Annotated in this window: 1 protein-coding gene; it reads right to left on the bottom strand. The window is 48.9% G+C overall.

Annotation, left to right across the window (positions count from 1 at the left end; translation table 11 throughout):
- Positions 1-97 precede the first annotated feature (97 nt).
- On the bottom strand, positions 98-631 hold the full coding sequence (locus EGN72_RS00250) for an ImmA/IrrE family metallo-endopeptidase (protein WP_158623096.1): 534 nt from the start codon (positions 629-631) through the stop codon (positions 98-100).
- Positions 632-941: the final 310 nt, after the last annotated feature.

Genomic DNA, 941 nt, shown 5'->3' with positions numbered 1-941 from the left:
CGTCTGGACAAAGTCGGCGCAAGACATCCTTACCCGCGAACGCCGCGCGCTGGACAAACTCGATGAAATTCGCGGAAATCGGTAACAAGCGTCAGACTCAGAACACTAGAGACTTTGCCCGAGTTTGTGCTGCCATTTCACTTACATCAAAATCAAATTGAACTCTTTGAATTCCAACCGCCTTGTACGCTTCTATAAACTCTGCTTTTGGCATTAAGAATGCAGCAGCAAACCAATTTGCCTCCCACTCGGCCCTCCGCTGTGATTCATCGCTTTTATCTACCCAACGTGTAGCCCGCATTACCGCGCTGGGGTCTTTTTTTTGGATTGGGCCAAGGTGCAAAAGTAGATGTCCGAGCTCATGAGCAATTGTGAAGCGGTCTCTTTTTAAAGAGGTATGCCGTGATATAAAAATGGTAAAGTCATTTGTAGAACGGGCAATAATTGAGCCGCTGTCAGTATCGCCCTGACCGCTAGAACCCATTACGAATTTACCACCAGCCCGCTCGATCAAATCCTCGATGTTTCCACCAATTTTAAAGCCAACGTTCACCGCTACCTTCTCAGCGAATGCCTCCACGGATGCTTTTGAGGCACCAATTCCCTTGGGGCTGACATATTCCGTAGTCAAAGAAGGCTCCCTTGAAGTGATTTGAAACGATATCCACTTCCTTGTGTATAACAGTATAATGCAAACAAAACGGAAACAAGTCAAAATCTGTGGCGCCTCAGGTGTGGCATCGGAAAGAGATCCGTTGAGCATACAATAATCCGGATCCCCACACCCATCCCACCGCGATTCAAACCCTAGCAAACCCTTAAAATTTCCACCAAAATCCAACAAAACCAACGCCTTACCGCCCATTCCGCGCGCGATTCACACCCCCATTCCGCACCCCCCTCCGCGCTGCTATACTCCCCCCATGTCCAGCCTTTGCCGT

This window comes from Pseudorhodobacter sp. E13, from assembly GCF_003991405.1.
GTDB lineage: Bacteria > Pseudomonadota > Alphaproteobacteria > Rhodobacterales > Rhodobacteraceae > Pseudorhodobacter.
This window is presented reverse-complemented; position numbering and strand designations above follow the sequence as displayed.